At 41.5% G+C, this 23,413-nt stretch carries 23 protein-coding genes; 4 read left to right on the top strand and 19 right to left on the bottom strand.

Annotated features, from left to right (window positions below; genetic code table 11):
* Positions 1-24: 24 nt before the first annotated feature.
* The 3 genes from BP74_RS10275 to BP74_RS10265 all read right to left on the bottom strand — a co-directional run bounded on the left by BP74_RS10275 (position 25) and on the right by BP74_RS10265 (position 3,051).
* Positions 25-1,344, bottom strand: a complete 1,320-nt coding sequence (locus BP74_RS10275) for an aspartate kinase (protein ID WP_496373740.1) — start codon at positions 1,342-1,344, stop codon at positions 25-27.
* A gap of 48 nt (positions 1,345-1,392) precedes the next feature.
* Positions 1,393-2,484, bottom strand: coding sequence for an Ldh family oxidoreductase (locus BP74_RS10270; RefSeq protein WP_496373738.1), 1,092 nt, complete (start codon positions 2,482-2,484; stop codon positions 1,393-1,395).
* Between the two features lie 141 nt (positions 2,485-2,625).
* Positions 2,626-3,051 (bottom strand): single-stranded DNA-binding protein, encoded by a 426-nt coding sequence (locus tag BP74_RS10265; protein WP_496373736.1) that lies wholly within the window; start codon positions 3,049-3,051, stop codon positions 2,626-2,628.
* Between the two features lie 229 nt (positions 3,052-3,280).
* On the opposite strand from BP74_RS10265, the gene BP74_RS10260 reads away from it, so the two are divergent.
* Entirely contained in the window at positions 3,281-4,153 is an 873-nt protein-coding gene (locus BP74_RS10260; RefSeq protein ID WP_496373734.1) for an alpha/beta hydrolase, read from the top strand.
* A gap of 37 nt (positions 4,154-4,190) precedes the next feature.
* Here the strand turns inward: BP74_RS10260 and BP74_RS10255 are convergent, their stop codons facing one another.
* Positions 4,191-4,889, bottom strand: coding sequence for a toxin-antitoxin system YwqK family antitoxin (locus tag BP74_RS10255; protein WP_496373732.1), 699 nt, complete (start codon positions 4,887-4,889; stop codon positions 4,191-4,193).
* Positions 4,890-4,934: 45 nt separating this feature from the next.
* On the opposite strand from BP74_RS10255, the gene BP74_RS10250 reads away from it, so the two are divergent.
* Positions 4,935-7,442, top strand: coding sequence for a WD40/YVTN/BNR-like repeat-containing protein (locus tag BP74_RS10250; protein WP_496373730.1), 2,508 nt, complete (start codon positions 4,935-4,937; stop codon positions 7,440-7,442).
* 22 nt (positions 7,443-7,464) lie between these two features.
* Here the strand turns inward: BP74_RS10250 and BP74_RS10245 are convergent, their stop codons facing one another.
* Positions 7,465-8,634, bottom strand: coding sequence for a zinc metalloprotease (locus BP74_RS10245; protein ID WP_496373728.1), 1,170 nt, complete (start codon positions 8,632-8,634; stop codon positions 7,465-7,467).
* Between the two features lie 269 nt (positions 8,635-8,903).
* Positions 8,904-10,190, bottom strand: coding sequence for an acetyl-CoA hydrolase/transferase family protein (locus tag BP74_RS10240; RefSeq protein WP_496373726.1), 1,287 nt, complete (start codon positions 10,188-10,190; stop codon positions 8,904-8,906).
* Between the two features lie 121 nt (positions 10,191-10,311).
* Here BP74_RS10240 and BP74_RS10235 point away from each other — a divergent pair, with 121 nt between their 5' ends.
* Positions 10,312-12,459, top strand: coding sequence for an FUSC family membrane protein (locus BP74_RS10235; RefSeq protein ID WP_496373724.1), 2,148 nt, complete (start codon positions 10,312-10,314; stop codon positions 12,457-12,459).
* Here BP74_RS10235 and aroQ read toward each other — a convergent pair.
* The 13 genes from aroQ to BP74_RS10170 all read right to left on the bottom strand — a co-directional run bounded on the left by aroQ (position 12,434) and on the right by BP74_RS10170 (position 22,286).
* Positions 12,434-12,853, bottom strand: coding sequence for a type II 3-dehydroquinate dehydratase (aroQ, locus tag BP74_RS10230; RefSeq protein ID WP_496373722.1), 420 nt, complete (start codon positions 12,851-12,853; stop codon positions 12,434-12,436). The genes BP74_RS10235 and aroQ overlap by 26 nt on opposite strands.
* Before the next feature lie 119 nt (positions 12,854-12,972).
* The gene (gene carA / locus BP74_RS10225) at positions 12,973-14,073 is read right to left on the bottom strand and encodes a glutamine-hydrolyzing carbamoyl-phosphate synthase small subunit (RefSeq protein WP_496373720.1); all 1,101 of its coding nucleotides are present in this window, start codon (positions 14,071-14,073) and stop codon (positions 12,973-12,975) included.
* A gap of 153 nt (positions 14,074-14,226) precedes the next feature.
* Positions 14,227-14,751 carry a 50S ribosomal protein L17 gene (rplQ, locus tag BP74_RS10220; RefSeq protein WP_496373719.1) on the bottom strand — a complete coding sequence of 175 codons (525 nt, stop codon included), beginning with the start codon at positions 14,749-14,751 and terminating at the stop codon, positions 14,227-14,229.
* 144 nt (positions 14,752-14,895) lie between these two features.
* Entirely contained in the window at positions 14,896-15,897 is a 1,002-nt protein-coding gene (locus BP74_RS10215) for a DNA-directed RNA polymerase subunit alpha (RefSeq protein ID WP_072833856.1), read from the bottom strand.
* Positions 15,898-16,017: 120 nt separating this feature from the next.
* Positions 16,018-16,623 (bottom strand): 30S ribosomal protein S4, encoded by a 606-nt coding sequence (gene rpsD / locus BP74_RS10210; RefSeq protein ID WP_072833857.1) that lies wholly within the window; start codon positions 16,621-16,623, stop codon positions 16,018-16,020.
* Between the two features lie 137 nt (positions 16,624-16,760).
* Positions 16,761-17,183 (bottom strand): 30S ribosomal protein S11, encoded by a 423-nt coding sequence (gene rpsK, locus BP74_RS10205; protein WP_072833858.1) that lies wholly within the window; start codon positions 17,181-17,183, stop codon positions 16,761-16,763.
* Positions 17,184-17,375: 192 nt separating this feature from the next.
* Positions 17,376-17,756, bottom strand: coding sequence for a 30S ribosomal protein S13 (gene rpsM / locus BP74_RS10200; protein ID WP_496373716.1), 381 nt, complete (start codon positions 17,754-17,756; stop codon positions 17,376-17,378).
* Between the two features lie 71 nt (positions 17,757-17,827).
* Positions 17,828-17,944: a type B 50S ribosomal protein L36 gene (gene ykgO / locus BP74_RS10195; RefSeq protein WP_072833860.1), complete on the bottom strand. Its 117-nt coding sequence runs from the start codon at positions 17,942-17,944 to the stop codon at positions 17,828-17,830.
* Between the two features lie 22 nt (positions 17,945-17,966).
* Complete coding sequence (gene infA / locus BP74_RS10190) at positions 17,967-18,185, bottom strand: translation initiation factor IF-1 (RefSeq protein ID WP_072833861.1); 219 nt, start codon at positions 18,183-18,185, stop codon at positions 17,967-17,969.
* Between the two features lie 104 nt (positions 18,186-18,289).
* The gene (locus tag BP74_RS10185; RefSeq protein WP_496373713.1) at positions 18,290-18,697 is read right to left on the bottom strand and encodes a hypothetical protein; all 408 of its coding nucleotides are present in this window, start codon (positions 18,695-18,697) and stop codon (positions 18,290-18,292) included.
* A 796-nt stretch (positions 18,698-19,493) separates the two neighbouring features.
* On the bottom strand, positions 19,494-20,651 hold the full coding sequence (locus tag BP74_RS10180; protein WP_496373711.1) for a homogentisate 1,2-dioxygenase: 1,158 nt from the start codon (positions 20,649-20,651) through the stop codon (positions 19,494-19,496).
* A gap of 331 nt (positions 20,652-20,982) precedes the next feature.
* On the bottom strand, positions 20,983-21,615 hold the full coding sequence (locus tag BP74_RS10175) for a phosphoribosyltransferase (protein ID WP_496373709.1): 633 nt from the start codon (positions 21,613-21,615) through the stop codon (positions 20,983-20,985).
* An 11-nt stretch (positions 21,616-21,626) separates the two neighbouring features.
* Complete coding sequence (locus BP74_RS10170) at positions 21,627-22,286, bottom strand: dienelactone hydrolase family protein (RefSeq protein WP_496373707.1); 660 nt, start codon at positions 22,284-22,286, stop codon at positions 21,627-21,629.
* Positions 22,287-22,572: 286 nt separating this feature from the next.
* Between BP74_RS10170 and BP74_RS10165 the strand changes: the two genes are divergently transcribed.
* Complete coding sequence (locus BP74_RS10165; protein WP_496373705.1) at positions 22,573-23,244, top strand: BON domain-containing protein; 672 nt, start codon at positions 22,573-22,575, stop codon at positions 23,242-23,244.
* Positions 23,245-23,413 lie beyond the last annotated feature (169 nt).

Below are 23,413 nucleotides of genomic sequence, written 5' to 3'. Positions count from 1 at the left end.
TTTATTATAGATGTTTACCAAATGTTATAATCCAAACAAGCCGCTGTTTAATTGTTGCAGCACCTTCTTTTTTTCATCGGCCGCCACCAATACTGAAATATTATGAATACTTCCGCCATAGGATACCATGCGCACATTTACATTTGCCAGGCAATCAAACAACTTCTTTAATGTATTGGCATCTGAGGCGATCTCATTACCCACAATTGATACAATGGTTTGATTTCTATCAACTGCTACCGAACTGAATGCCTCTAGTTCCCTGATGATATCCGGTAGTGAATTTTCGTTATCTATGGTTAGGGAAACTGCAACTTCTGAAGTTGTGATCATATCAATAGGAGTCCGGTATTTTTCAAACACTTCGAAAACCTTTCTTAAAAATCCATAAGCCAGCAGCATCCTGCTACTTTTTACATTGATAGCGAGGATGCCATCTTTTGCGGCAACAGCCTTAACACCTTTAGAAGCTGCTTCTTCAGCAATTAAAGTTCCCTTAGCTGAAGGCGCCATTGTATTTAGAAGTTTTACCGGGACCTTATATTGCTGGGCCGGCCATATAGATGCAGGGTGAAGTATCTTGGCGCCGAAATAGGCCAACTCCGCTGCTTCGTCAAAGCTTAATTGCTCAATGGGAACAGTTTTATTTACAATCCGGGGGTCATTATTATGCATACCGTCAATATCTGTCCATATCTCGCAGACAGATGCCTTGATGGCGGCTGCTATCAGGGAAGCACTGTAATCACTACCGCCTCTTTTTAAATTATCAACTTCACCTTTTGCATTACGGCAGATATAACCCTGTGTAATAAATAATGACTTCTCTCCATACTGCTTCAAAAGCCTTTTCAACTTCTCTCTTATTACTTCCACCTGTGGTTCATCATTGGCATCAATACTCATGAACTCCAGTGCGGGAAGTAATTCATGATCTATACCTTTTTCAGATAAATAAACACTGAATAATTTAGTGGACAATAATTCTCCCTGCGCCAGTATGTCTTTATTAAGTGCCTCATTATAAGAGATGCGCAATATAATGTTGAGGAACTCAAAATGCTCCTTTAAAATGTTTTCAGCTTTCTGCACTGAAGTTGGCTGCTTCACCAATTCGGCAATAAATTCTTTATATTGATTTTCCAGAGCATCAATCTTGCTCTTTGCTGACTGTTTATCTCCATTGGATAGTGAAGTTCCAATTTCCACCAGGGCATTGGTCGTTCCGGAAACAGCACTGAGAACTACGATCTTTGGCTCGCTATCAGCGGTGATAAGGCTGGCCACATCGTGCATACGTTGCGGCTTACCTACTGAGGTGCCGCCAAACTTCATAACTTTCATTTTCCCTAAAAGCTTTATTTGGCCGCAAATATAGGTCTACCAAAGTTTTCAGGCCTTGACATTCGCCATATCCAGTCCAAATTTTTCCGCCAGGTATTGAAGATCATCAACTACAGGACCTAGTAATGGAATTCCTTTCTCCATTCGGATCTTTTCCATTTCCCGTTCAGGATCACCGGGAATCAGTACTTTTTCAAAACCGGAAGCGGTTTTGGCTTCCCGAAATCGCCGTATCCATTGGTCCATATGCTGCCTGAACTCTTCAGCAGGCCTGAAAGCGTCAACGCGCATAGCCCCAAAAAAATGGCCGATGCCCTTTCCAGGCATATTGGTTGGCATTGGAACATAAGCGGGAAAAGGAGGCACCCAGGGACCATAGTTGGCTCCACTAAGTACGGCAGAAAATATATCCACTATAGCTCCCAATGCATACCCTTTATGACTTCCGTGTTCCTTATCGCCTCCAAGTGGCAATAAGGCCCCTCCAATTTTTAGTTCATGGGGATCAGTAGATGACTTTCCCGATTTATCCTGTATCCATCCCGGAGGTGCTACACCTCCCTTTCTTTGCAATATTTCTAACTTTCCATTGGCTGCCGTTGTAGTGGCCATATCAGCTACAAATGGAGGCTCTTCCCCGGCAGGGATGGCCACACAGATCGGGTTAGTTCCCAATAATCTTTCGACGGAGTAAGTAGGCGCAACCAGCGGACTGGCATTGGTCATTGAAATACCGATCATTCCCTCTTCCAGCGCCATCATGGAATGATACCCTGCAATACCAAAATGATTACTGTTTTGAACACTCACCCATCCGGTACCAGCGAGCTTCGCTTTCCCGATAGCTATCTTCATAGCCTTTGGGGCTACAACCAATCCTAAACCACTATCACCATCCACTGTTGCGGTAGATGGTGTTTCATGAATAATTTTAATTTCAGGACAGGCATTGACCCTTTTAGCATCCCACAAACGCACATACCCACTTAACCGGGCAATTCCATGGGAATCTACACCTCTCAGGTCCGCAGAAAGCAAAACTTTAGTAGCTAGCGCTGCATCCTCTTCATTGCAGCCAATATGCAGAAAAACCTTTTGGGCAAAATCAAATAATTCGCGGTAACTGAAAATCTGGGACATGCGCAAAGAAACAACAAAACAGGCAAGAGATAAAAGCCGCACCCTTTACAATGTTATGTTCATCAGATGCTTACAAAAAAAATGCTCCTGTTACCAGGAGCATTAGACAATCATTACCTGAGCTATCGCAATAAGTTATTCTTAAAATGGCAAATCATCAGCTACATCATCAACACTGGCAGGTGCTGAAGATTCCTGGCGACTGGCAGATGGTGCTTCATACTGGCTTGGGCCTCCACCAACATTATCTCCTTTACGACCCAATAATTGTACTTCCCTTACTCTCAAAGAAAGGGATGCTCCGGCTGTACCATCAGCACGGGTAAAACTGCGAACTTCAGGGGCACCCTCCACAAAAACCTGTGTTCCTTTTTGAAGGTATGGGGCTACCGCTGTTCTGTCGGTCCAGTAGGCGCAGTCAACCCAGGTAGTTTTCTCCTGGTTATTGCCCTGGCTGTCCTTGTACTTTTCAGTATGCGCTACTGTAAAATTGATTACATTTCTTCCGTTTACTGTGTTTACTACGCAATCTTTTCCAAGATTGCCAATTACTTGCATTTTAATCATAGTGCTCAATATTAGGCGGAAAAGATACGGAATTTTGCCCTTTTTGATGGCCCAAAAAATACATGAAGTTTGTTATTCTAAAGAACCAATTATTACAATTTTCCCCTACCAGGCAGAAATTGCTGCGGTGTATCAATCCCTTCTCATAATAACTTGTAATTTGATGATTTACCAGTAAACCTGAACACAATTAACCTCACCTGGTTACATTTACCAACATTCTTTTCTTATGAGCAAATACCTTATAACATTCCTTTCCCTGCTTTATTTTAATTTTTCCTTTGCCGGCAAAGTTGACTCACTGAGTATATACAGTAATGCCATGCACCGGTCCTATAATTGTGTAGTCATTACTCCGGATTCTTATAAAAAGAAAAAAAACTTTCCAGTGGTTTACCTTTTACATGGGTATTCTGGTGCTTTCAGCAATTGGATCAAAAAGGTGCCCCGGTTGAAGGATTATGCAGATCAGTACCAGCTTATTATTATATGTCCTGAAGGTGGGTATAGTAGCTGGTATTTTGATAGCCCTGTGGATAGTACCATGAAATTCGAAACTTATATTTCAAAAGAGGTTCCGGCATTTATTGACTCCCATTACAAAACAGTAAAGGATCGACGGGCAAGGGCAATAACAGGATTAAGCATGGGTGGTCATGGCGGCTTGTTCCTTGGATTCAGGCATTCAGAATTTTTTGGAGCTTGCGGAAGTATGAGCGGTGCCCTTGTTATTGATCACATTACCGACCCGCGTTATGAAGTGGACAAAAGGCTTGGGGATACCCTGGAGAACAGGCATTATTATAAGGAGTTATCTATAATCAATGAAATGGAGCATCTAAGAAAAGACTCACTGTCCGTAATAATGGATTGCGGTACAGAGGATAATATCATTCAAATGAGTCGTGAGGCTCATCAAAAAATGCTGGATCTTAAAATTTCACACGATTATATTGAGAGACCAGGTAAACATGATTGGGTCTATTGGGCCAATGCTATACAATACCAGCTTTTATATTTCCACAATTTTTTTGAGGGCAATGATAATAAGTATAATACAATGTCTGCACCTGGCCAAAAGACGAAAGCGAACAAAAATTAATTGAGAAAGGCACCAGGGTTAGGTGCCTTAAATTATTTTATCCTCCGGTGCTGCCTGTTCTTACTTTTATTTTCTTCTTCCCGGCATTCTTCTTTTCAAAATCCAATACAGCCTGGGGTTTGGTCATTGCTTTCTTATCATCCTTCTTCACCGTGGCCTCACCTGTATTGACATCTATGGGAGACATATCATCTTCAACAGGCTTGGGCTTTTCTTTTGGCTTATCCATCACCCATTCTTCAGTCTTTTCGATAGTTCCCGCCTGCGGGTCATAAAATCTCCATGTACCATTTTTATAGGAATTAGGTTCCACCTTAATGGCTTTCCTGCCTACAACCTTTGTAGGATCCTGCAGATCATATACATTAACGGTATCATAAGGGTTTTGGGGATCTATAGCCCTCCACGATTCCTCCCTCATTAGCTCTCCCTGGTAATTGAAATAAGTATTTTTTCCATCCTTGTAACCAAACCTGTAATTTTCAATAGCGATCAGATCACCTTCAAGCGAAAACCTACGCCAGGTACCCTCTTTTTTATCATTCCAGTACACACCTTCTTCTTCATACCCCCTTTCTCCTCTCAAATCATCCACATGTGCCACCCAAGGCCCCTGTTTTTGGCCCTTCATATCAATACGGTTTAACGTATCGCCTTTCGCTCCAATAATGTAGTTTTTCCATTGTGCCTGTGCAGATACAGACACCAGAAGGATAAGAATGAACAGGTAGCGCATTGTTTAGTATGTTTGAAATCCTTTAAACGTACAAAGGAAGATTTTATGCATTCAAAATTAACTTATTGTCTCACTTTCCTTATCCTTCTCCTCGTTACAATTTTGTCAAATGCACAGGTCGGGTACACCCCGGGAGATGCCCGGTTGAAAAGTTTAAGGCAAAGACATGCCCTGGTACAAAGATCATTAGTAAATAATACCAAATTCAGGAATATCGGTCCTACTGTCATGAGTGGCAGGGTTGATGACATTGAAGCCAACCCGGAAGATCCCACGGAATTCTACGTTGCTTACGCTTCAGGTGGCTTATGGCATACCACTAATAACGGACAGTCATTTACCTCCATCTTTGACAGTGCTGAAGTTATCAGTATTGGAGATATTGCAGTTAACTGGAAAACACGCACCATTTGGGTAGGCACGGGAGAAGTTAACAGCAGCAGATCTTCCTACTCTGGTGTTGGAGTTTATAAAAGCAGGGATGAGGGTAAAACATGGGAATACCTGGGGCTGCCCGAATCACATCATATTGGAAAGATCCTGCTACATCCCAATGATGATAATACTGCCTGGGTGGCTGTCCTGGGTCATTTGTATTCCCCCAATAAAGAAAGAGGTGTTTACAAAACTACAGATGGAGGCAAGAGTTGGAAACAAACCCTGGCAATAGATGAAAATACGGGGGTGGTAGATATGGATATCAACTTGCAAAATCCTGACGAGATATATGCAGCAGCCTGGTATCGTACCCGTAGAGCCTGGAATTTTGAAGAAGCTGGCAAATCAAGTGGACTATATAAAAGCACTAATGGTGGCAATACATGGAATCTTATCTCAACCCAGGAATCAGGATTACCATCCGGAGCGAACATTGGCAGAATGGGTGTGACTGTTTACCCAAAAAATCCTCAAATAGTATATGCAATATTGGATAACCAGCAGGCGAAGCCTGATACCGCGAAAAAAGATACATTGGTGTATGCACTCGATGAATTGAAAAACCTTTCCATCGAACAATTTGCAAGCCTCAATGAAAACAGGCTTGATACTCTATTTAAAAGGAACGGGCTTTTACAAAAATACAATGCACGTATGGTGAAAGAAATGGTTGCCCGCAACCAATTAAAGCCAACTTCTTTATATGACTATTTATATGTAAATACTGGTTTTGAGAGAAATCCCATCGGTGCTGAAGTATATAGAAGTGATAATGGAGGCAAATCATGGCACAAAACGAATAAAGAAGAAATAGCAATATTTTTTTCTTACGGTTATTATTTCGCCAAGATCTATGTGTCACCTTATAACCCTGATAAAGTTTTTACACTTGGACTTACCTCCCAGGTTTCCGTTGACGGTGGAAAGACCTGGAAGAGTATGGATAAACAAAATGTTCATAGTGATCACCATGCCCTGTGGATAGATCCGAAAAGAGATTCACATCTGATCAATGGAAATGACGGAGGTGTTAATATCACTTATGATAATGGTGATCATTGGTTCAAAGCCAATACGCCGGCTGTAGGCCAGTTTTACAATATTACTGTCGATAATGCCAAACCTTATAATGTTTATGGCGGTTTGCAGGATAATGGTGTATGGTATGTGCCTTCGACCAATTTTCGTAATTCCTTTACCGAGACTGGGCTCGGACAATTGGAAGACCGTGCTAAAAACATAGGTGGCGGAGACGGCATGCAGGTGCAGGTAGACCTGCGCGATAACCTGACAACATACTATGGTTCGCAGTTTGGAAATTACTCACGTACCAACCGCTTAACAAGGGAAGGTACAAAGAGCATAACGCCTAAACATGAATTGGGAGAAAAACCCCTGCGCTTCAACTGGCAGGCGCCTATCTTACTTAGCCCCCATAATAATGACATTGTTTATTTTGGAAGCAATAAATTTCACCGCTCTTTTAACCAGGGAGATACCATGATCGCTCTTACAGGTGACCTGACAAAAGGCGGAAGAGCAGGTGACATTCCCTATGGCACTTTGACAACTATTTCTGAATCCCCTCTCCGCTTTGGCCTTATCTATACCGGCACTGACGATGGAAACATTTATGTTACTAAAGATGCAGGCGCCAGTTGGAATTTGATCAATGTAAAAGGAAAAAAGAAATCCATCCTGCCACAAGATCTTTGGGTAAGCCGGCTGACCGCTTCCCGGTTCAGGGAAGGAAGGGTATATCTTTCATACAATGGTTATCGCAGTGATGATTTTGCACCTTACCTGTACACCAGCGAAGATTATGGCGCAACATGGTCTGTCATTGGAAAAGATCTGCCTACAGAATCAATCAATGTAGTAAAAGAAGATCCGAAAAATGAAAATATTATTTATGTAGGCACCGACGGTGGCTTGTATGTAAGTTTTGACAAGGGAAAAACTTTCATGGCCTGGAATGCCGGGCTCCCCAAATCCGTTCCTGTACATGATATTGCCATACAGGAAAGAGATAATGATATTATACTGGGAACGCATGGTCGCAGCCTGTATGTTGCTTCATTGGAGGAGGTTCAGAAGACAGCGCTTAAACCATAACCTGTATACAATAACCTTAAGATTACTGTATACTTACAGTATATCTTCCCAACATTCCATTCCGGGATCCACCTTCAATGGATTTGGATTCGATTCCAATGAAATATTTATCAGGTGCCAGGGACACTGATGCAGAAAGGGCGCCTGGATCTTCAATGGTTTTTACACAAACACCCTGCTTGTCGAAGATCCTCATGCGCAATGCCAGGTTAGCACCTTCACCATTACCTAAGCATTTTGGTTCTGCTTTAACAATCGAAGCTCCATCCTTTACATCAATATAGAAATAGTCTATGTCAGTTCCGTTGTTAATGATCCCTTCTTCAATGCTGTTGAAACGGTCTGACCGATGCATTTCTGAATTATCATCAGGCTTCAACCCTAATACATTTGATATAATGGCAACATCGTCCTGCAGGTTTTTATACCCACCAACTGTGGGGCCATTATACCAGGTGGTTACATTGCGATAATAACCAATTCCCATTATCGGTGCCCATCCTATCCGGCCATCGCCTGAGCCCTCATTATACTCTGAAATAAAATTGCCTGCGTTATCGTAAAAGGCCTGGTGTTGAAGGTTTAACGTATGTCCAACTTCATGCGAGATAGCTTCAGCTATATATTTTTCATTGTAGCTAAGTAAAGTACTAAAAACAAAACATGGTGTGTTGTTACCCCATACAAAGGAATTATTGTAGGAAGTGCCGCCTACTACTCCAAACCAATCCCATGTTTCCGTTATAACTACACGCATTCTTTTTTGCGGGTTGGTAGCATTATATACATCTTCATCAGTAGTAACTACCACGTTAAAAGGTGAAAAGTCTTCGCTAACCCTGTCAATGATTTTATCGGCATCAAGGGCAGCAATATTAGCCGGGGCGCAATTGATAGGACCTGAGGTATTCCACAATGTATTGGCCACTACCTGCCCATCGAAATCTAAAAGAATTGTCGCATTAGGGGGTGTTATGGTGCCACTCTGCCTGGGTTTCTTTTTAAAAATACTTGCATCCGGCAAAGTTGCACGCCTGGCTTTATTAAATACCTGTATACCAAAGTTGCAGGCTTCAGGCTTCCCTGCCATCGTATTGGTTGAAATAGGTTGTTGTAGTGTAGCAGGTGTTTCAAGGTTCTTTTTTGTGCAGGATATTATAAGTATCAGAAGCACAACAGGTGAAATTCTCATAATTATTCCTTCATTTACCTTCCGGTATGGAATCATGGTCAGCTGGAACGTGAAGTGAACAGGATTTCAAAAGGAAGTGGCTTATTAAATTTAATGAATTTATATATGATAAAAAGAAAAATGTGCCAATTCCTTTTAGCCTGTAATTATCATTAAACTAAGCTCATCCTTATGCATGAAGGTGTAGAAGTGGGGAATAATCTTGACAATAGTCTGCAACTAACTATAAACGGGATATTTAATTTTCTACTTGGGTAAGCCTGCACTACTCAGAATATTTTAAATCGTTCCACGCATGCCCGTTCCAATGCTTCCCTGTCATCGGGGTGTGCAATATTGATCAGGGCCTTTGCCCGCTGCCGGAGGTTCTTCCCAAATAGATAAGCAATACCATATTCAGTCACCACGTAATGTACATGGGCCCTTGTGGTTACAACCCCAGCTCCTGATTTTAACATAGGAACTATCCTGGCCACCCCTTTGGCAGTGCGGGAAGGTAAGGCTATGATAGGCTTCCCCCCCTCACTCAAGGCAGCTCCACGCATAAAATCCATTTGCCCGCCAACACCTGAAAACTGGTAGGTGCCAATGGAATCAGAACATACCTGCCCGGTAATATCGATTTCTATAGCGCTATTGATTGCTACCATTTTATTATTTCGCCTGATAATATGAGGATCGTTGACATAATCGATATCCAGGAATTGGAAGGCAGGATTATCGTTTACATAATCATACAGTCTTCGCGTTCCAAGTGCAAAGCCAGCTACTGCCTTATGAGGATGAATACGTTTATACTTATTGTTGATGATATCCTTTTCAAAAAGGTCCACAATGCCATCAGAACACATCTCTGTATGAACACCCAGGTCCTTATGCCCTGCTAAAGAATGAAGTACTGCATCCGGGATGGAGCCAATACCCATTTGCAGGGTGCTCCTGTCCTCGATCAGTGAGGCCACATATTCACCAATGCGCATTTCAGCAGGACCAGCTTTTTCACCAAAATTTGCCTCATAAAGTGGTTCATTGCAATCCACCATAGCATAAAACCGACTGCTATGTATCAACCCATCCCCATGTGTCCGGGGCACATTGGGGTTTACCTGTGCCACTACGTATTTCGCTGTATTTACTGCCGATCGGGCCACATCCACCGAAACTCCAAGGGAGCAATAACCATGTATGTCTGGAGGTGATACCTGTACAAGGGCTACATCAATAGGCAGAATATTTTGTTTGAATAATTCCGGTATCTCGCTCAGGAAAACAGGCACATAATCTGCCAGACCTTCATTCACAGCATTTCTTATGGCAGCTGACACAAACAGGGAGTTGATCCTGAAACTATTTACCAAATCCGGCCTATCCACATGTATGTCACCATAGATACTTATAAACACCAATTCAACATCTTTCAACCGATAGGCCTGTTTTGCCAGGGCTCTTAACAAACAGGTTGGCGTTTGTGCGCTTCCCTGGACAAACACCCGGTTGCCGGATTGAATGATGTCAAGTGCTTCTTCTGGCGTTTTAAATACTATGGGGACTTTCATATTACTGCAAAATGACTACATAAAAAATTCATCCGGGCTGATTATAATTATAAGATAAACTAATTATGATCAAATTTGCAGGCATAGCTTTAGCATAGAAAGGACATAGAAATTTAAGTTCATGCAGCCACGAGCAAGGGAAATCCAATACTTTTTTTATAGCCAGGCCTTTGCCGATGGATTCAGGACTACCATTTCCATCCTGCTTCCCGCCCTTATCCTGTATTATTTCAAATTATTAAATGCCGGTCTAAGTATATCTCTGGGCGCTTTGTGTGTGAGTCTTGCTGATGCTCCCGGACCCATCATTCATAAGCGCAACGGGATGCTCTTTGCAGCGGTATTCGTATTTATTATCACCCTGCTTACTTCACTCGCCAGTTCCAATGTGTACACCATGGGAACCCTTATCTTATTTTCCACTTTTTTCTTTTCCATGTTCAATGTATATGGTGTAAGGGCAAGTGCAGTAGGCAGCGGGGCGCTTCTTGCCATGATATTGACTATGGATAAGATAGTTCCCAAGCCTCAGATATTAAGTGAGAGTGTGCTGATCCTCCTGGGCGCTATCTGGTACTTAATAATAAGCCTTACATTTTATAAGATCCAACCCTACAGGGCAGGGCAACGTATACTGGGTGAATGCATCCGGAATATCGCCACCTTTCTTTCTATTAAGGCTGATTTTTATAATCCCAAAACAGACCTGGACAAGGATTACTCCAAATTGGTATCACAACAGGTTGTGGTCAATGAAAAACAGGATGCTGTTAGGGAAATCTTATTCAAGACAAGACAGATTGTAAGTGAAAGTACCTCTATGGGCAGAAAGCTGGTCTTGACCTTTGTGGAAACAGTTGATCTTTTTGAAGATATCACCGCCACTTATTATGATTATGCTTCCCTGCGAAAACGATATGAGCATACAGGTGTCCTGGAAAAGATCTCATGGTTCATCAAGGATGTAGCGTTTGAATTGGACCAGATGGGAATTGCCATACAGGTAAATGGACCCTATAAGCAACGTTTTGATTTTGAGCAACAACTTATTCAATTGAAAGATGCTATTAATGAAACCGAGAAGGCAGAAGGTGAAAGCAATCTTGTTTTAAAGAAGATCCTTGTCAATGTCAGGCGATTGGTGCAGCGGGTGCTGGAATTGCAGGAATATTTTGAGAAAAAATCACCTGGAAAAGAGAAAATCACATTGGACCACTCCCATTTCGTTTCGCACCAATCCCTCGATCCAAAAATTTTCTGGAATAACCTTTCCATACAATCTTCCGCTTTTAAACATGCAGTAAGAGTAGCCATAGCGGCAATTGTCGGATATGTATTTGTAAACCTGTTTGCCTATGGACACCATAGCTACTGGGTATTAATGACCATTACATTCATGCTAAAACCTGCATTTAGCCTGACCAAGCAAAGAAATATTGAAAGGATTGCAGGAACAGTGATCGGTGGGCTATTGGGAATAGTTTTATTGCTTTTCGTTTCTAATAAAGAAGTATTATTTGCAATAATGGTGGTGTTGATGATCCTGAATTATTCACTGGTAAGGATCAATTACCTGGCTATGGTACTTTGCCTGACTCCTTTTGTGCTCATACTTTTCAGCCTTTTGGGATTAAGTGTACTGGATGTAGCCAAAGAGCGGATACTCGATACCGTATTGGGTTGCACCATTGCGTTTAGTGCGGGTTACTTTTTATTTCCCACATGGGAAGCCGAGCAACTGGAAGGTTATTTATTAAAAATGCTGCAGGCAAACAAAGAATACCTGGATAAAATTTATGAGGGTCTTTACGGCAAACAGATCAACCTGCTTGAATATAAATTAGTGAGAAAGGAAGTGTATGTTAGTTCCGCCAACGTAGCTGCTGCATTTCAGCGCATGTTGTCCGAACCTAAAAACAAACAACGGAACAGCAAAGTAATGCACCAGTTCGTGGTTTTGAACCATATCTTGTTTTCTAATATTGCCACAGTGGTTACATCCCTGCTTAATAAGACACCCATGGTGCATGCACCCATATTGATCCAATCTGTTAAGCGATCAACAGTATTGATCAATCAAACCATTGCTAAAACGGGTGGAAAGAATTTATTGAAGAATGAAAGACCAATTGAATCCATTGCACAATCCACGGCAAACCTTACACCGGATGATCAGTTGATTAAAGACCAGTTGGATTTTATTCAGAGAGTCATCATAGACCTCGATAAAACCACCACTCAACTCATTTCATCAAAAACCATTGAATAGCCAGGTCATATCCTTTCAGGCCCAGGCCAATGATGCTGCCAACCGCTTTACCAGAAACATGTGATAGCTTCCTGAAATCTTCCCGGGCATGTACATTGGAAATATGCACTTCCACTACGGGTGTGGTAATAGCCGCTAAAGTATCACCTATGGCAACAGATGTATGCGTATATCCTCCGGGATTGAGGATGATACCATCATGATCAAAACCAACCCTTTGTAATTCATTGATCAATTCCCCTTCTATATTACTTTGAAAATAGTGTAGTTCTACCTGGCTGTATTTCCTTTTTAATTCATCAAAAAACTGTTCAAAAGAAGTACTTCCATAAATACCTGGCTCCCTTTTGCCAAGCAGATTCAAGTTAGGCCCATTGATAATGGCAATCTTCATGCTTACGAATGTAATTCATCTCTGCCAAGAACAATAACATGGCTAATGATTATAAAGCTTTCTTTCCAATAACCTATAAAAGTGAAAGCAAAAAAAATCCCGCAGATGCGGGATTAATATTAAGCAATGTGCTTTTGGATCATTTCAATAAATTCATCAAAAAGATAACGGCTGTCGTGTGGTCCTGGAGTGCTTTCCGGGTGGTATTGCACGGAGAAGGCCGGCTTACCTTTCACACGTATACCTTCAATTGATTGGTCATTGAGGTTTACATGCGTTATCTCTATATTTTCTGCTTTCTTCACTGCTTCAGGATCGACACCAAAACCATGATTTTGTGTTGTGATCTCGCACTTACCCGAGACCAGGTTCTTAACCGGGTGGTTCATGCCTCTATGTCCATGATGCATTTTAAAAGTTGGAATATAATTAGCCAATGCCAGTAACTGGTGTCCCAGGCAAATACCAAAAGTTGGTTTTTCCTCTTTAAGGATCTCCCTCATAGTAGAAACCGCATATTCCATGGCCGCAGGATCACCAGGGCCATTGCTGATAAAATAACCAGCAGGATTGAACGCCTTTAATTCTTCCAGCGAAGTCTTTGCAGGAAAGACCTTCACATAGGCACCTCTTTCCACCATGCAATTGAGAATATTCCTCTTGGTACCATAATCCAGTACCGCGATCTTAACAGGAGATGCAGGATCGCCTAATTCATAAGGCACCTTCGTGCTCACTATAGAGGCCAGCTCCAGCCCGGACATGTCCGGAACTTCTTTCATTTTTTCTTTCAATACCTGCGGGTCAAGTATCTCTGAAGAAATGATACAGTTCATAGCTCCCTGGTTTCTTATTTGGGAAACCAGCGCACGGGTATCTACACCCTCAATGGCAACAATATTCTGCAATTTCAGGTATTCATCAAGCGACATCTGGGCTTTACGACGAGAGAATAATTCTTCCAGGTTCCTCCCTATCAGGCCCCTTATTTTGATGCTGTCGCTTTCCACATCAATATCTGCAACTCCATAATTGCCGATATGAACCGTATTCATTATAAGAACCTGCCCGTAATAGCTTGGATCAGTGAAAACTTCCTGGTACCCGGTCATTCCAGTATTAAAGCAGATCTCTCCACCGGTTGTGCCGATAGCACCAAATGCCTTACCATAACAGGTTGTACCGTCTGCCAGAACTAAAATTGCTTGTCTTTGTTCCATTGATTATTTTAAAGATTATGCAAAGAAAAATATTCAAATAATTTCCCAACGTTAAACTTATCCACTCACCTGAATTTTAGCATATTCTGCAGTGAGTGCATAAAAAAAGGCAAGATTAAAAAATCTTGCCTTGATATATGAAACATGCAATCATTAGCTAGCTTGCTCTTCAGTTGCTTCTGTTTGAGTTTCTGGTGCAGGAGCTGCAGTTTCAGCCTTTGCTGCAGGTGTTTCAGAAGTCGCCTTCTTTTTGGCACCACCGGCACGGCGTGTTCTTTTAGCACCTTCTTTCTTCTCTTCCTTGCCTTTGCCATAGATCTCATTGAAATCTACCAGCTCGATCATTGCCAGTTCGGCATTATCACCAGGACGTGTGCCTAACTTAATGATCCTGGTATAACCTCCAGGGCGGCCTGCGATCTTTTCGCTGATCGTGGAAAATAATTCAGTAACAGCTGCCTTATCCTGCAAATAGCTGAATACAACACGACGCTGGTGTGTTTCATTCTTTTTGCTTTTTGTGATCAATGGCTCAACATACACACGAAGTGCTTTTGCTTTAGCCAAAGTGGTTACGATTCGCTTGTACTGAATTAACTGGCAAGCCAGGTTTCTTAACAACGCTTCGCGGTGCGCTTTCTTACGACCGAGGTTGTTGATTTTGTCTCCGTGACGCATGACATTTAAGTTTTAGATTCAGCTGCACCGTGTCAGGATTTGCAGCCTACTGTTATAGAATAAGTCAAAAGTCAAAAGGTAAAATTCAAAAGGGTTCCTATGTTTCAAGTCACCTTTTCTACTTCTGACTTTTTACTTTTTATTTTAATAATCGTCCTTATCAATTCCTAATTTACCAAGGTCCATTCCAAAATGAAGGCCTCTTTCATTTAACACCTGCTCGATCTCTGACAGGGATTTCTGACCGAAGTTTCTGAACTTCATCAAATCTTCCTGCTCATATTGAACCAGCTCGCTCAATGAATTGATCTTGGCTGCTTTCAAACAGTTAAAGGCACGTACGGAAAGATCAAGATCTTCCAATGGAGTCTTCAATACCTTACGCAATTGTAAAGTCTGTTCGTCAACAATATCTTCTTTCTTTTCTTCTTTATTATCGAAGGTGATGTTCTCGTCAGTGATGATCATCAGGTGCTGGATCAGGATACGGCTTGCCTGCTTTACTGCTTCTTCAGGATGAATGGTACCATCTGTGTTAACTTCCATCACCAACTTTTCATAGTCAGTACGTTGTTCAACACGGGTATTTTCAATACTGTATTTTACATTTTTAATAGGCGTGTAAATAGCATCAACAGGAATATATCCTAATGGCGCATCTTTTGGCTTGTTCTCTTCAGCAGGAACATAACCACGACCCTTGCCAATAGTGATCTCCACATCTAATTTGGATGAATTATCCAAAGTACAGATCAACAATTCCGGATTCATGATCTGGAAAGATTGTGTTCCTTCTGCCATCATACCGGCAGTGAACTCAGTTCTGTTCTTTATAGAAAGAGTGATCTTTTCATTTTGAACATCATGGTCAACGATCTTCTTTAAACGAACCTGCTTCAGGTTCAGGATGATCTCAACCACGTCTTCAGAAACACCTTTGATTGTTGCAAATTCATGATCTACGCCTTCAATTCTTACACCAATGATAGCATAACCCTCTAAAGAGTTAAGCAACACACGGCGAAGGGCGTTTCCGATGGTTACGCCATAACCTGGCTCCAGCGGACGGAATTCGAATTGCGCTTCGAAATCAGTAACTTTTTGAAGAACGATTTTGTCGGGCTTCTGAAAATTTAAAATTGCCATTTGTTATTTCAGATTTAAGGTTTGTTTTTTAATTACCAGCGGGTTCGCATCAGATCACCTGCTCTGTCAGTCCTTTCCTCACAGTGAACCATCCATAAAAGGATGAACCACTATTTATGATTACTTGGAATACAATTCGACGATCAGCTGCTCTTTGATATTTTCAGGAACGCTTTCTCTTTCAGGATAAGTGATGAATGTTCCCTGGAACTCAGCTTCATTATAATCTACCCAGGTAAACTTCGGGTTACGGCCACGAATCTGGCTGGTAACCGATGTGTTGTCTTTTGATTTGTCTTTCAATGCAACAACATCACCTGGCTTTAACTGGTATGAAGGAACGTTAACTACATCACCATTCACCATAACGTGCTTGTGGCTCACCAATTGGCGGGCAGCAGGACGGGAAGGAGCGATACCCATACGGAAAACAGTGTTGTCCAAACGGGATTCCAGAAGTTTGATCAAATTTTCACCGGTAACACCTTTACGACGGGAAGCTTCTTCAAAGGTCTTGCGGAATTGTTTCTCTAATACACCATAAGTGTACTTAGCTTTTTGCTTTTCACGCAACTGAAGTGCATATTCACCTAAGCTTTTACGCTTACGCTGTGCACCATGTTGTCCGGGAGGGTTGGAATTTTTACCTAACCATTTTCCATTTCCTAAAATGGGCTCACCGAATATACGGGAGATCTTGGTCTTGGGACCATTGTAACGTGCCATAGTTTTTTTTCATTTCCGCTTTTTAGAAACCGGTGCGTTCATCGTTGAAAGCGGTAAAAATTAATGAAGCACCCTTTTATTAAATGAAACCAAATTGGCTCAACTATATGTAAGGTGGCCATAAAGCCACCTGTTAATTAAACTCTTCTTTTCTTTGGAGGACGGCAACCATTGTGAGGTAACGGAGTTACATCCTTGATCATGGTTACTTCTATTCCTGACTGGGCCAATGCACGGATAGCACTTTCTCTACCGGCACCAGGACCTTTTACAAATACATCCACTCTCTTCACTCCGGCATCCAATGCTACCTTGGCAGCATCTGAAGAAGCCATTTGTGCAGCGTAGGGGGTGTTCTTCTTAGAACCTTTGAAACCCATTTTACCAGCACTTGACCAGGAAATAACCTGACCTTGTTTGTTGGTAATAGAGATGATCAGGTTGTTGAACGTAGCGTTTACGTGTGCATCGCCATAGGTATCAACCTTAACGATCCTCTTTTTTGCAGCGGCCTTTGCGCTTTGCTGACCTTTTCCGCCGCCTTGTTGTGCTTTTGCCATTTTACTTAGGTGATCTTTTTAATGATAAACTTCCTGCTTTGGCAGAAAGTCCTGGACCAATCCTCCACCTGCACCGGGGTATCCGTAATTGTTCCAGTAAATGGGTGCATATAGAAAGAAGGCTCAAGGAGTAAGGAACAAGATGAAAGAAAATATCTTCATCCTTGTTCCCTATGCTTGTGCCTTCAGATCTTACTTCTTAGGTGCTTTCTTCTTACCAGCAACCGTCTTACGCTTTCCTTTACGTGTACGGCTATTGGTTTTAGTACGCTGACCTCTTACCGGCAAACCTTTACGATGGCGCAGACCACGGTAACAAGCGATATCCAGTAAACGCTTGATACTCATTTGCACTTCCGAACGCAATTGTCCTTCTACCTTGAACTCTTCAGTGATGGTAGTACGAATATTGTTCAGATCATCATCATTCCACTCATTTACTTTCTTGCTACGGTCAATACCATGTTTGTCAAGAATGTAACGGGCAGTGGCGGGTCCTATTCCGAAGATATAGGTCAGGCCTATTTCGCCTCTTTTGTTTTTTGGTAAGTCAACGCCGGCAATACGAGCCATAGTTATTTGTAATTTTTAATTTTCAATTTTCAATTCAGATCATCAATTGACATCAGCCAACTGACAATGTATTATCCTTGTCTTTGCTTAAAGCGGGGATTCTTTTTGTTAATTACATAAAGTCTTCCCTTGCGACGTACAATCTTGCAGTCGGCGCTTCTTTTCTTGATGGATGCTCTAACTCTCATTGTTAGGTTATTAATCGTTTATTTATTTATAACGGAAAATGATCCTGCCCCTTGACAGGTCATAAGGGCTCATTTCCACGCCAACTTTATCTCCTGGCAAAATCCGTATGTAGTGCATTCTCATTTTGCCTGAGATCGTAGCCAGAATTTCGTGTCCGTTTTCAAGCTTTACCCTGAACATAGCATTGGACAAAGCTTCGATAATAGTTCCGTCCTGTTTAATTAATGGCTGTTTCGACATACAGATTTTGGGAGCGCAAAGATATAGGTATTTCCCCCGAAAAAAGAAAAAAGAGCCGTTTTTTACGACTCTAATGCTTGTTTTTCCCAAAAAATTAAGAAGTTTTAATCTATTTGAGCCCTTTCCAATGGCACTTTGGTCATGGCGAGGTAGTGATTTTGCAATTCGTGTAAATAAATGGGATGGTTAAAATGGCGATGATCCTCACGGTACCATACATCCATATTTGTATAATTGCCCGGGTCATGAACCAGGATTCGAAATGGTCCTCTTTTATACTTAACCCCCTCGCCATTTTCTTCCTTTTCAAATCCAAGGGTATTCATTAAATGAGCTTCCGTTAACGGCACCGGAACTATTTCTTCAGGCGGGTACCAGAATTCCTGCACCCCATTATCTATACAGGCCAGGTTATCCATCCGGTTAATATCCACAACAGTACCAAGTCTTTCATCGCCTTCATAAAGAACATGAACTATGTCCCCTGCTTTCAGATCTGCAACTTTTACCATAACTGAATAATTTAGTTTTAAATATAAAAAATACTCAGGAAAGAACTTCCAGTCAATTTCAAATAATCAAGACTTAAAAGACAAAAAGGAAAGCCTGTTATCTGACTCCAGCTATAACTATGATAATCCCTGTTAAAAATAAATTATAAAATCAGTCAAATTCTCACTAAAGTAAGGATCGACTTCTTCAGGTCACAAGGTATTATATTAATTAATCATGTATTAATTGCATACCAAAATCAGTAAAGCCTGGTCCAGTTCAAATCCAAAACAAAATCAAGGCAGTCAAAAAACCAATTTCAGGACTGTAACCAAAATAGATTAACTACTAAAATGACAACATATTTTGGAATAACATTAAAAAGTGACAACCTATTTTGGAACTACACAAAGCCATACTACAGAGCAGGATGTCCCATAGATGTCCCATAGATGTTCCATAGTTGTCCCATAGATGTCCCACCTATATAAACATTGGGACATCTATGGAAGGTCTATGGCAGATATATGGAACTAACCTGGAATAACTGAGGAATCAGCCAGTCGAAAGTTGGAATTATCAATTAAGGAAGCAGGAAATTGAAGGAGTGTTTTTAACCGGAGACATGATCTTTTTACACAATTCAATGTTTAAAGATTATTTTAGAGATTGGATAAATCGAGGGGGTCGGGGGATACTTAAAATTGCATTTATCCATAATACATAGGGATTAATAAGAAGTCAAAAGGCAAAAAGGGGAAGAGCCACCTGGAATTTAGTTTGGCCTTCCCCTGCTCTGGTATGGGTACTTGTCGACTATTCTGCCCAGCTCATCACATAATTATCATTTTCAATATCGAGGGCCTGCCTGGTAAGCATAAGTGGATGGAAAGTATCCACCATAACGGCCAGTTCTTTCGTTTCTTTAGCCCCGATGCTTTTCTCCACTGCTCCGGGATGTGGTCCATGAGGGATGCCTGCAGGATGTAGGGTAATCATTCCCCTGGTGACATTTTTGCGACTCATAAAGTCCCCATCCACGTAATACAATACTTCATCACTGTCGATATTGCTATGGTTATAGGGAGCCGGAATGGCCTCGGGATGGTAATCAAACAATCGCGGGCAGAAAGAGCAAACCACAAAATTATTCGCTTCGAAGGTCTGGTGAACAGGCGGCGGTTGGTGCACCCTGCCGGTGATCGGCTCAAAATCGTGAATAGAGAAAGCAAAAGGATAGCAGCAACCATCCCACCCTATTACATCAAAAGGATGGGCAGCATAATGAATATTATATTGGATCCCCTTTTTCCTTGTACGGACCAGGAAATCCCCTCTTTCGTCATGTGTTACCAAATTTTGTGGAGCCCTGATATCTCTTTCACAAAAAGGTGAATGTTCCAGCAATTGTCCACTCTTGCTCAGGTATTTTTTAGGAAAACGTATCGGGCTAAAAGATTCCACTATGAACAGTCTATTATCCTGGTGTTCAAAACTTACCTGGTAAATTGTACCCCTGGGTATGACCAGGTAATCCCCATAACCAAAACTTAATTCACCATACATGGTCTTTAACACTCCGCTTCCTTCATGTACAAAGATCATTTCATCAGCATCTGCGTTCTTAAAAAAATAATCTTCCATGCCTTTTCGGGGAGCTGCTAAAACTATATGAACATCGTTATTCACTAACACAGGCATCCGGCTAACTAGGTAATCATCTTCAGGCCTGATCCTGAAGCCTTCAAAACTGCGGTGACTTAACATTTTTTCTTCTGCCACCTGCGGCGCTACATTCACAGGCTTTTCGGTTTTTATGATCTGTGTGGGTGGATATACATGATACAACAGGGAATAATCATTTGAAAAGCCTTCGGTAGAAAATAATTGTTCCGAATATAATGAGCCATCAGGTTTGCGGAATTGGGTATGTCTTTTATGGGGGATCTCACCCAACTTATGGTAATAGGGCATAGTACAATTTTGAGTAGTTTGAAAATAACCGGTGTAGGCAAATACCCAAACATTTGAATACAGCCTGCCGGAAGATTTGTGAAGGAAATTATCTTATTCCAGAGAGGTCCAGGGTAGTAAGCAGGAATATATACTTCCAGCTGCGTTTATCTATCCAATAAGTAAAGTTTCGGCAAAACAACATAACCTGCAATCCTTGCAACTAATATAGATATTTCTACAGACAATAAGATGGTAAATACCTGACAACTTATGGAAGAGTTGAAATAAGCCAGCATATTTTTCTTGCTCATCTGGCAAATAAGCAGTCCCATCTGACCTGCGTTATAAGTCAACTTATTTTTTTGATGGCATTGAGCTTATCCAGGTAATACATCACTTCCTCATCGCTTACCTGCGAAAAATCGCTATAAAATAATCCCACACTTCTGAATGATTCGGGACTGAGTAGTACAATCATTTCCTCAACAAAAGGTTCAAGCTTTTCAACTGCAGACTGGGACGCAACCGGTACTGCCAGTACAATTTTATGAGGATGACTTTTTCTAAGCACCTGGAGCGTTCCTAATAGTGTATTTCCTGTAGCTACCCCATCATCAACTACAATCACGGTTTTATTAGCCAGGTCTTCTGGTTCCCTATCTCCCAGGAAGCTGGCTTGCATTTCCTTTAAACGCTCCCTGATATTGGCCATTTCCGTTTCGATGTAATACTGTGTTACATTTTCATGTGGCAGGACAAAACTGTCTTTCAAACCTACCGCACCGATAGCATATTCTTTATTATTAGGATGTCCCAGCTTTTTAACGAGGATCACTTCCAGGGGAATATTTAATTCTTTTGCTATTTCATAAGCAACTGGTATCCCACCCCGCGGAACTGCCAGTACAACACCGGGAATATTTTTGTATTTCCGCAACCGGGCAGCTAGCATTCTACCTGCTTCGCTTCTGTTTGTAAACATTTTATTAGTTTTTAATCGTTAAGCAGAGGAATTGGATGCAGATGTTTTTCAAACCAGCTTCCTGCCAACAGGCATACCTGTTCCATAGTACCTTTTTCTTCAAATAAATGAGAGGCACCGGGCACCAGTTCCAGTTTCTTTTCTGACCTCAATTCGTTATAAGCTTTCTGGTTGAGTTTCAAAACCTGGGTATCATTACCGCCTACGATCAACATGGTAGCGGCCTTCACTTTTGGAAGGGCAGTAAAGGCAAGATCAGGTCTTCCTCCCCTGCTAACAATTGCAAGGACCTGGGGCAATGTAGATGCTGCCACCAGTGCAGCTGCTGCGCCAGTGCTGGCGCCAAAAAAACCGAGTTGAATATTTTTGCCCCAGTTCTGCCCTTCCACCCAAAGTGTTGTCTCCCAAAGTCTATGTGCCAGTAAGTTTATATCGAAACGTGTTGAATAATTATTGTCTTCTTCATAGGTCAGCAGATCAAAGAGTAAGGTACCAAGTCCTATGCTGTTCAGGTATGCCGCAACCATCTGGTTACGAGGGCTCAACCTGCTGCTTCCACTTCCATGTGCGAATATCACCAGTGCATGTGCATTTGCAGGAATTGCCAAATCACCCTTAAGTTCCACCTCATCCAATGGTATCGTCATCGTTATTTTTTCCTGGGCATTCATACAGAATATTTACTCTTACAAATAGCTTAACTTATATAATGTAAACCTATCTCACCTGGATTTCAGAGGCAATGACCACCATCACGCCTTTCTTTGACAGTCCTCATTGCCAGGCATATTGAATTGAATTTGCTTTGAGGAAATCCTGAATTATGGACTGTTATCCTACCTGGATAAGCGCCATATCCCTAGTAAGAAAAAGCCAGGTTTATCACAATCTTAATGACGCCAGTAAGTCCAGAGCACCGGTTGAGAACTATATTATTCATCATTTTAAAATACTATCATGAAAAATGATCTCGAAATTCAACAGGATGTATTGAACCAATTAAAATGGAATCCCTTTTTAAAAGCATCCGAGATAGGTGTATCTATTAAAAATGGAATTGTTACACTTTCAGGGCAGGTAGACAGCTATGCTCAAAAAATTGAAGCTGAACACACTGTAAGAAAGGTTGCAGGCGTAAAAGCAATTGCAGAAGACATTGAAATAGGTGTATCTCCCAGTTATAGGAAGTCTGACACAGAAATTGCAGCCTCTGTATTGAATGCTTTAAAATGGCACAGTGCAGTACCAGAAGATAAGCTGGAAGTTAAAGTAGAAGACGGTATAGTAACACTCGGTGGTGAAGTTGAATGGGAATATCAAAGAAATTCTGCACGTAACTCGGTAGTTAACCTGGTAGGTGTTCGCAGCGTGATCAACAATATTGCTATTAAGCCTAAAGCTTCGGCTGGGGATGTAAAATCCAAGATCAGTAATGCCTTACTGAGAACAGCAACTATAGATGCTGAAAGAATTTCCGTAGAAGTAATCGGCAATAAAGTAATATTAAGGGGAAAGGTCCGCTCTTTCACTGAGAAGGAGGATGCCGAGGAAGCTGCCTGGTTTGCACCTGGTATTGCAACGGTTGAAAGTTACCTTGAATTGATACCCCAGGAAGAGTTTATGTTTTAATGATTACCAGGCAATGTCTCAAAAGGCATTGCCTGTTTGTTTTTGTTGAGACAATAGAAATCGGGCTTTTGGTTATGCACCATCATGCGCAAAAGGCATTGGTTTGAGGGGCCTTAAAATTATTAAGATCTAAAGCAACAGAATTAGGATCTTCGGATAGGTATTTGTT

The sequence above is a fragment of the Flavisolibacter ginsengiterrae DSM 18136 genome, assembly GCF_059568575.1.
Note: the sequence above shows the minus strand (reverse complement) of the source record. Positions and strands in the feature narration are given on the sequence as shown.